7 protein-coding genes are annotated in these 7496 nt (G+C 70.5%); all 7 read right to left on the bottom strand.

Annotation, left to right across the window (positions count from 1 at the left end):
• Window positions 1-264: 264 nt before the first annotated feature.
• The gene (locus tag D0D15_RS28090; protein WP_094008744.1) at window positions 265-522 is read right to left on the bottom strand and encodes a YbaB/EbfC family nucleoid-associated protein; all 258 of its coding nucleotides are present in this window, start codon (window positions 520-522) and stop codon (window positions 265-267) included.
• Between the two features lie 778 nt (window positions 523-1300).
• Window positions 1301-1657 (bottom strand): hypothetical protein, encoded by a 357-nt coding sequence (locus tag D0D15_RS28085; RefSeq protein ID WP_094008745.1) that lies wholly within the window; start codon window positions 1655-1657, stop codon window positions 1301-1303.
• Window positions 1654-4377, bottom strand: a complete 2724-nt coding sequence (locus tag D0D15_RS28080; protein WP_115944878.1) for an FtsK/SpoIIIE domain-containing protein — start codon at window positions 4375-4377, stop codon at window positions 1654-1656. The genes D0D15_RS28085 and D0D15_RS28080 overlap by 4 nt, the downstream gene beginning before the upstream one ends.
• 7 nt (window positions 4378-4384) lie before the next feature.
• The gene (locus tag D0D15_RS28075; protein WP_094008747.1) at window positions 4385-4633 is read right to left on the bottom strand and encodes a hypothetical protein; all 249 of its coding nucleotides are present in this window, start codon (window positions 4631-4633) and stop codon (window positions 4385-4387) included.
• Window positions 4634-4894 (bottom strand): hypothetical protein, encoded by a 261-nt coding sequence (locus D0D15_RS28070; RefSeq protein ID WP_017986316.1) that lies wholly within the window; start codon window positions 4892-4894, stop codon window positions 4634-4636.
• A gap of 754 nt (window positions 4895-5648) precedes the next feature.
• On the bottom strand, window positions 5649-6881 hold the full coding sequence (locus D0D15_RS28065; RefSeq protein WP_094008748.1) for a helix-turn-helix domain-containing protein: 1233 nt from the start codon (window positions 6879-6881) through the stop codon (window positions 5649-5651).
• A gap of 208 nt (window positions 6882-7089) precedes the next feature.
• Complete coding sequence (locus D0D15_RS28060; RefSeq protein WP_094008749.1) at window positions 7090-7434, bottom strand: GntR family transcriptional regulator; 345 nt, start codon at window positions 7432-7434, stop codon at window positions 7090-7092.
• Window positions 7435-7496: the final 62 nt, after the last annotated feature.

The raw sequence follows: 7496 nt of genomic DNA, 5'->3' as shown, positions 1-7496 counted from the left end.
GGTGGCGGCGGTGGGCGGTGGGTTGTTCGGCCGGCCGTTGGCTGGTGGGTGGCGGTGGTCAGCGGTGCGGTTGCTTGGTCCACCGCCGGATGGTGTGGGGGCGCCGGTGCAGCTGCTGGCCCGCCGCTGAGTGGCGGCCGTCGGCGGTGCGGTTGCCTGGCCGGCCGCCGGGTGGCTGGCGGCGGTCGGTGCTGCCGTTGCCTGGCCCGCAGGGTGGGTGGTGTGTTTGCCTGGCCCGCCGCCGGGTGGTCTGGGTGGTGGTGGTCAGCGGTGCAGCTGCCTGGCCCGCCGCTGGGCGGCCCTGGCGGCCTGCAGCATCGCCTCGGCCAGGTCCATCGGCTTGACGTGCTCGAAGAGGGCGGAGTTGATGGCGACCTCGAGGATCTCCCCGTCCGCGGCGACTCCCACCTCGACCAGGCCCCAGTCGTCCTGGGCGGTGGTGACCTGCTGAGCGGCCTGGCGCCGCCGCGCGACCGGCCGCTCGTCGACGGTCTCGGACTTCGTGGTCAGCTCGCGGTTCACCGGGTTCCTCTTCCTCTCGGCTGCTACGACGTCACCGACTCCCCAGCGGTTCCGTGGGGAACCAACCACAGGCGCGCAACGTCTGGAAGGTCATGAACTGGGTTCGCGCCACCGTCGACCACCTGTCCCGCCGCGAGGTCTCACCCGCGGTGCCGGCAACCCTGCGGAGCGACCTGAGCTGGGCCAGGGCATACGTCCCCCGCCCGACGCCCACGCCGGACACACTGGAGCCCCAGAGCTGGCTCCGCCCAGCGAACTAGCGCCGCGCGCCCGAGCTCCCACACGCCCCGTGGCCGGCGTCGCGCGCGGTACCGAGCCGCACGACTGGCACCGACCCGCGCCCGCGGGTGGCGCACCGGCCACCGCTGTGGCACCGGGCATCCGCTGAGCGCCAGGCATCTGCTGGGTGCGTCGGCATCCGCTCGACTTGTGCCGCGCCAGCCCATCCAGCACTGCGCTGGTCGGCTAGTGCCCGCCGCCCGGCTGGTGCGGGGCTGCCCACCCAGCACCGCTCGCAGGGCTGATGCCCTCGCCGCTTGGCTGGCGCCGCACCCACTCGGTGCCCCCTCGCGCGGCTGCATCGTGCCCGCCTGGCTGGTGCCCATGCGCGGCCGAAGCCGTGCCCCCCGGCTAGCGCCGCGCCCGCTCGGGTGGTGCTCCCTCGCGCGGCTGGCGCCGCGCCCGCCCGCTGGGGCTGGTGCCCCTCGCTGGGCCCAGTGCCACACGTGCCGCCCCGTCCAGCCGGCGCGCCCGGCCACCACCGCGCGCACCCAGCGAACTAGCGCCGCGCGCGCCAGCCCAGTGACAGCACCGCGTCCACCAGCTCCTGGTAGCTCTCCTTGACCTCGCGCAGGTACAGGTCCAGCCGCGCGGCGTAGGCGTGCGGTGCGGGCGCCGGGTCGGCGCCGACCTCCAGCCAGGGCAGCCGGCTGACGTTGTCCTGCGCCATCCGCCACCAGTGCTGCGCCCCCTGCGCCGTGCGGGCCTCGCGTTCCCTCGCCTCCGCCAGGGCGGCTTCCGCGGCCGCGATCTCGGCGTCCAGCTCCTCGGCCCGCCGCCGCTCCCACGCCCGCAGCTCCTCGGCCGCCTTCCCGGCGAGGCCGACGATCTGCTTGTACTCCATCGCCGCGTTCATGCCTGGTGCTCCGGCCGGTCGAAGGGGATCATCACCTCGGGTGAAACGTGCGTGCTGCGGTCGAAGAACAGCGCCCGCCCCGGCCGCGGCGACCAGTGCACGACCTGCCCGGCCGCGAACTGGCTCAGCTCCGCCCCCTGCACGTCCAGCGCGGCCCACGCCCCGATGTCGTCGGTGCCGGCGAACCCGAGCGTGTCCTTCAGCCGCGCCGTGCTGCGCCACCACCCGATCGTGTGCGTGCCCTTCCCGGGCCCCTGCTTGAGCACCACCCGGAAGTGGTCCAGCCCGCTCTTCAGCTGACCGGGCTGCTTCTGCTCCAGGATCGGCAGCGCCGCGTCGACGCCGTACAACAGCAGGATCCGCGCGTGCTCCGGCGGCTCCTCGGCGAGCTTGGCCATGTGCTCGCCCAGCTCGACGTCGCTCAGCCGCACCACGCGGTGCCCGTCCGCCTCCAGACCGTCGGCCAGCTCGCCGACCGCCGGCGCGCACCGGTCGACCAGGCACGCCACCAGGAACTCGACCTCGTGCGGCGGGTACTGCTTCGCGAGCGACCGGGCCGCGGCGTCCATGATGGACAGTGCCTCGGCGATCGCGGTACCCATGACCGCCAGGTTCCGGCCCGGCGCCCCGGTCAGCTCGACCGCGCACGCCGTGTCCGCCACGTCGATCGATTGCCCCAGCAGCGCCCGCGGCGGCCCGCCCGGGCTGAGCGCGGCGAACGCGGCCGAGTGCTCCAGCACCGGCGAGTGCGCGCCGTCGAACAGCCGCGGCCGCTGGTGCTCCTGGGCGTAGCGCTCCCACAGCTCCCGCTGCAGCGACGAGAAGATGTCCTTGCTGCTCGCGTCCGGCACGTGCGCGAGCTGGTTGCCGTGCGCGACACCGGAGTCGTGGTTGATCACCGCGTGCCACTTCGGCGCGGCGACGGCCGCGTTGTTGGTCTCGGCCAGCACGCGCCGCGCCTTGGGCATCGCGATCCGCAGCGTGCACTGCTCGAACACCGCCGGTTTGCCCCAGAACGCGTCGATGCCGGCGATGTCCTGGCTGGCCAGGATCAGGTGGATGCCCTGGGCGCGGCCGCGCCGCGCGATGTCCTCCAGCAGCGCCGTGGCCTGGTTCGTCACCCCGTCGCGGCCCGCGAACAGGTACTGGAACTCGTCGATCACCGCGACGATCCGCGGCCAGTGCCCGTCCGGGTCCTGGGCGCGCAGCCCGGCCAGGTCGGTGACCTCGTGCTCCTTGGCCGCGGCCGACCGGCGGCGCAGCTCGTCGGCGAGGAACCGCAGCAGCGCCAGCCCGAACTCGCGGTCGGTGTTGACGTTGACCCCGATCAGGCGCGCGTGCGGCAGCCAGCTCGCGTCGCGGCGGCCCGGCGCGAGCCCGGCGAAGGACACGCCCTCCTTGAAGTCCAGCAGGTACAGCGCGAGCTCGTCCGGCGGGTAACGCGCGGCGAGGCTGCCGAGCAGGGCGTAGAGGAAGTTGGTCTTGCCCGAGCCGCTCGGCCCGCCGATCAGCGCGTGCGGGCTCGCGTCGCCGATGACGACCTCGACCGGATCGCCCTCGAAGAACCCGACCGGCGCCCGCAGCTCGCGCGCGGAGTTCTCCTGGCCCAGCTCGGCCGGCAGCAGGTCGCGGAACGACCGCGGCCCGCCCTGCTTCTCCACGATCGCGTCGGCCAGCCTGCTCGCCGCGGCGCTGACCTCGGTCGACGGGATCGGCGGGTCCAGGTCGACGACCAGGTTGGGCCCGGTCATGCTGGTGGCCGCGTGGTGCTCGTCGAGCATGCGGATGTTCTCGAACGCGCCGCCCAGGATCGTCGGGATGTCGACGGTGATCAGCGAGATCCCGGCGGCCGGCTCGGCGCCGGCGATGCGCTTGAGTTCCCGCAGCGGCTCCGGCGCCCAGGTCTCGCCGTTGCCGAACAGCACGACGACCCGCCACGGCTCGACCCGCTGCCCGAGCTGGTCGCGCAGCCCGCGCAGCGACGCGTGGCCGGCCTGCATGGTGTGCGCGTGGATGCGGCGGATGTGCCCGGTCAGCTCGTCGAGCAGGACGCCGAGCTGGTCCGGGTCGTAGAGCGTGACCGCGGAGGTGCGGGACAGCGGGTAGAGGTTGGGCAGTACGGCGGTCAGCTGCGCGACGTCCCACAGGTGGATCCGCACCGAACCCAGCTCCATCGTGCTGAGCACGCGCAGCAGCAGGCTCTCGATGAGGGATTCGACGGCCGAGCGGCCGCGGACGGCCGTGGTGATCGCCAGGTGCGAGTCGTCCAGCAGCGGCACCATCACCGGGAACGGACCGGAATCGTCCATTGTGGACGCTCCGATGCGCCACAGCGGCGGCGGCTTCAGCGGCTCTCGCCCGGGGCGGCCGAGCCACGCGCTGGACGGCAGGCTCACCGGCCCCGGCGCGACGCGGGCGACCAGGTCGCGCAGGCGCGCGGGCACGGTCGCCGCGTCCGTGTAGAACGCGGCGTGCTGGGCGTTGAGCTTGTCCCGGACCCCGGCCATCACCGGGCTGCGGAGCGCGGCGGTGAGGTTCTCGTCCCCGGCCGCGGCGTCGATGCCGACGCGCACGATCTGCTGTTCCAGCTGGAGCCGGGCCAGCTCGGTCTCGGCGATCTGGCGGCCGGCCTGCGCCGCGCCGAGCACCATGCCGAGCTTCTCGCGCATGGTGCCCAGGGCCGCCACGACCCGGCGTTTCTGCTCGTTGGCCTTCGGCATGGCGCGCCTACAGCCGGGCCAGGTAGGTGTTCACCAGATCGTCGGCGGCGCGCAGCCGGTCGGCGTCCTTGCCGAGCCGGTCGACCGCCGCCGCCAGCTCGGGCGGCACCCACGCGTCGGCCTGCTCATGGGCGTTCACGATCACTTCGCGTGCTTCGTCCAACAGTTCCACCGCACGGTTGGTGTGTTCGCTTGCCTCGGCCAGTTTCGCACGGAACGCGGCCAGCTGCGCCTGCAGCTCGGGGAGCGAGAACATCTAGAGGCGAGCGGCGTACGACTCGGCCGAGGACACCGCGGCCTGAATCGTGTTCTGCTGACCGCTGATGCCCTGCAGCGCCTCGGCGAGCATGCTGTTCGCCTGGGTCACCTCCGGCTGCGTGCTTCCCGAGGTGACCTGGCCCAGGATCTGCTGGGCCTCCTCGAGTGCCTGAGCGGCCTGCTGGAGGGCTGCGACGCTGGCGTTGCACTTCTCGTTCGCCATCGCGATCCCAGCGCGGATCTCTTCCACTCCGGCCATAGTGACGCGGGTTCTCCTCGAGCTAGCGGTTTGTACGGCCGCGTGTGCGGCCTGTCAACAAACTATCGGTAGAGCGGACCGGAGCATGAGCCTGGTCACTGGTGCATCCGGGTGAAGTGCGGGGCCGGTTCACACGGCCGGGTCAGCCCCGGGAACGCGAAACGCCGGGCCCCAGTGGGTGCCCGGCGTCCGGCTGAAGAGCGGAGGATACGGGATTCGAACCCGTGAGGGCTGTTACACCCAACACGATTTCCAATTCCGCTCCGCCCAGTTCAAGATCGGCCGGAACGCTGTGACCAGCGGGTTTGTGAGACGGCTGCAACAGTGGGGGGAAGTCGTACCGGCCTGAACTGCAACCCAAACTGCACCCTCCGTCAGCCGCTCAGCCGCCCTCTGCGGCCCTGGCACTTCGCCCCACCCGCCGCCGGTGGAGACGCCGCCAGCGGCGACCGTGGGGCCGTGGTCGTGGATCCTAACGACGACGAGCGGTCCGGGGCGGCAAGGGAGCAAGGGAGCAAGAGCGCAAGGGAGCGGGCAAGGGGAGGGGTGCTCCCTTGGTGCGCTCTTGTCCGCCCGAGGCAGGGCGGAATGAGTTCTGCGAGCCCCCGCTACCCCCACTGTTCCAGCCTTGTTTGCTCTCGGCGTCGGGGTGTGCTCATCCGCTCATTCGGCTCATTCGGGCAGCTCAGCGGGGTTGGGTGCGCCGAATGAGCAAACTCATCCCGGGCGCGGCGCCTCATTCGCGTACTCATCCTCAGGCGGGCCGCCGAAGGTTCCGGAGCTGCGTCAGGTACTCGTCAACCTCGGGGAGTCCGGCGTATCGCTCGTGTAGGACCGTGGCCAGGTCCTGCGACACCATCGCGAGCGACGGGAGCGACTTCCGGTCGCCCGTGATGGCGCGCCGGCCACGCTCTACGGCTTCCTCCACATCGCCTTGCCGGGCGGCGATGACCCCAAGGGTCACCTGGGCCTCAGCGACTCGCATGGGCCAGCGCTCGTGGTTGTTGAACCCCGTGCTGACCCGGATCACCTCGTCGGAAAGCTCGCGCGCGAGCTTGTCCTCTCCCGTGTGTCGGTAGCAGTCCATCGCGTAGAAGTCGTACTTCGATGGATCGACTACGAAATGGTTCTCGACATTCGTGGGGTAGGGCATCTGATCGAGCGTGACGCGCCCTCGTTCGAGCGTGCGCAGCATTTCATCACGCATCCCCATCCTGGCGTACGCCTTCGCTTGCTGTGCAATGAGTTGCACAGAAACGCTGTGGTTCCCTGATGCGGCCTCTCCGGCCTGCCCTGCGGCGATCACGCCCCGGTAATCGCCAGAGGTCAGCGCGAACCATGCCTGCATTTCATGTGCCCAGCCCATGATTCCGCCGCTCTCGACTTCCTTGCCGAGGCTCAACGCTGATTGCCGCGTGGCTTCCGCAGCGCGTCGGTCGCCAAGGTCGTATTCGAGACAGCCGACCAGAAGGGCAAGCCACCCCGCCATTTCCAGCGATTGCCGACGCTGGCGGAAGGTGAGCCGTTGTTCCTGCATTTCCACGAGGCGTCGCAGCCACTGACGGCCTTCGGTGATCAGTTCAAGTGGTGGCTGCCGTGCATATTCGGAGCACAGCTTATCGACGGTAATCCGCACAGCTTCAAGTGTGGTGTCATTTACGTCCGACGCATGAAGCCTGCTGACGATTTCGAGCGTGTCCATGCCCGTTGCGCTGACCAATTCGAGCCCGGTTTCGTGCTTTACCTCAGGCGGAAACAAAGCTGAGGTGACGGTCCCGAGTGTGGCCGCGATGACCGGCGCATAGAAGGCGCTCGGCTTGCTCTTGCCGAGTTCCCAGTCTTTCCAACGCCGGGCGAGATGTTCGGTGGCTGGCAAGCTGTCCTCGGTGTGCTTGCGCATCTCGTTCGCGGCGGCCGTCTGCGACCAGCCGCGGGCCTCGCGCATCGACCGGATGCGCCGGGCCCAGCTCGGAAGATCCTCGCTCATCCCCGCTCCCCTTCGCAGTGTCTCGGGCTGCATGACCAGTCTGTCACCGTGGCCCGGTGATATGGGAAGTGTTGATCTGGTGATGCGGTGATATCACCGCGTTGCAGGCGTCTCACCAGGCACGACACTGTGGCTCGGCGATCATTTCGACGATCGTTGTAGGTGTGAAGGCAGCAACGACAGAGCCGAAAGTCAACGGTTCGAACGATCAGCGGTCGGCGAGCTTGCGCTCCAGTGCATCCACGCGGTCGACCAGCTCGGCGACGGTCTCCCTGAGCTGGTCGACGACCGTCGCGGCCTCGCCGTCTGGCGACTCGGGACGGGTGCGCACGTATGAGCCTTTGCCCTGCCGAGTGACGATCAGACCGGCGTCCCGCAGCACGGCCAGGGCGCTCTTCGCAGTGCCGATCGACACCCCGTATTCGCTGGTCAGCGCAGGTAGCGCCGGTAGCTGCGCGCCGGGTCCGAGCGTGCCGGACTCGATCTCGGACCTGAGACTGTCCGCGATCTGCCGGTACGGGGGGCGGGGGTCGTCGGGGTCCAGTTTTCCCATGTCGACCAGGGTACATTCAGCCAACCGGGTTAGCTGAGATATGACTCTGTTGACAGGGTTAG

Source organism: Amycolatopsis thermalba (genome assembly GCF_003385215.1).
Lineage (GTDB): Bacteria > Actinomycetota > Actinomycetes > Mycobacteriales > Pseudonocardiaceae > Amycolatopsis_E > Amycolatopsis_E thermalba.
Note: the sequence above shows the minus strand (reverse complement) of the source record. Positions and strands in the feature narration are given on the sequence as shown.

What these genes read in the sequence shown, in the direction of transcription:
- D0D15_RS28075 (WP_094008747.1), bottom strand. Translation starts at nt 4,633, where the DNA reads ATGTTCTCGCTCCCCGAGCTGCAGGCGCAGCTGGCCGCGTTCCGTGCG.
- D0D15_RS28065 (WP_094008748.1), bottom strand. Translation starts at nt 6,881, where the DNA reads ATGAGCGAGGATCTTCCGAGCTGGGCCCGGCGCATCCGGTCGATGCGC.
- D0D15_RS28080 (WP_115944878.1), bottom strand. Translation starts at nt 4,377, where the DNA reads ATGCCGAAGGCCAACGAGCAGAAACGCCGGGTCGTGGCGGCCCTGGGC.
- D0D15_RS28060 (WP_094008749.1), bottom strand. Translation starts at nt 7,434, where the DNA reads ATGGGAAAACTGGACCCCGACGACCCCCGCCCCCCGTACCGGCAGATC.
- D0D15_RS28085 (WP_094008745.1), bottom strand. Translation starts at nt 1,657, where the DNA reads ATGAACGCGGCGATGGAGTACAAGCAGATCGTCGGCCTCGCCGGGAAG.
- D0D15_RS28070 (WP_017986316.1), bottom strand. Translation starts at nt 4,894, where the DNA reads ATGGCCGGAGTGGAAGAGATCCGCGCTGGGATCGCGATGGCGAACGAG.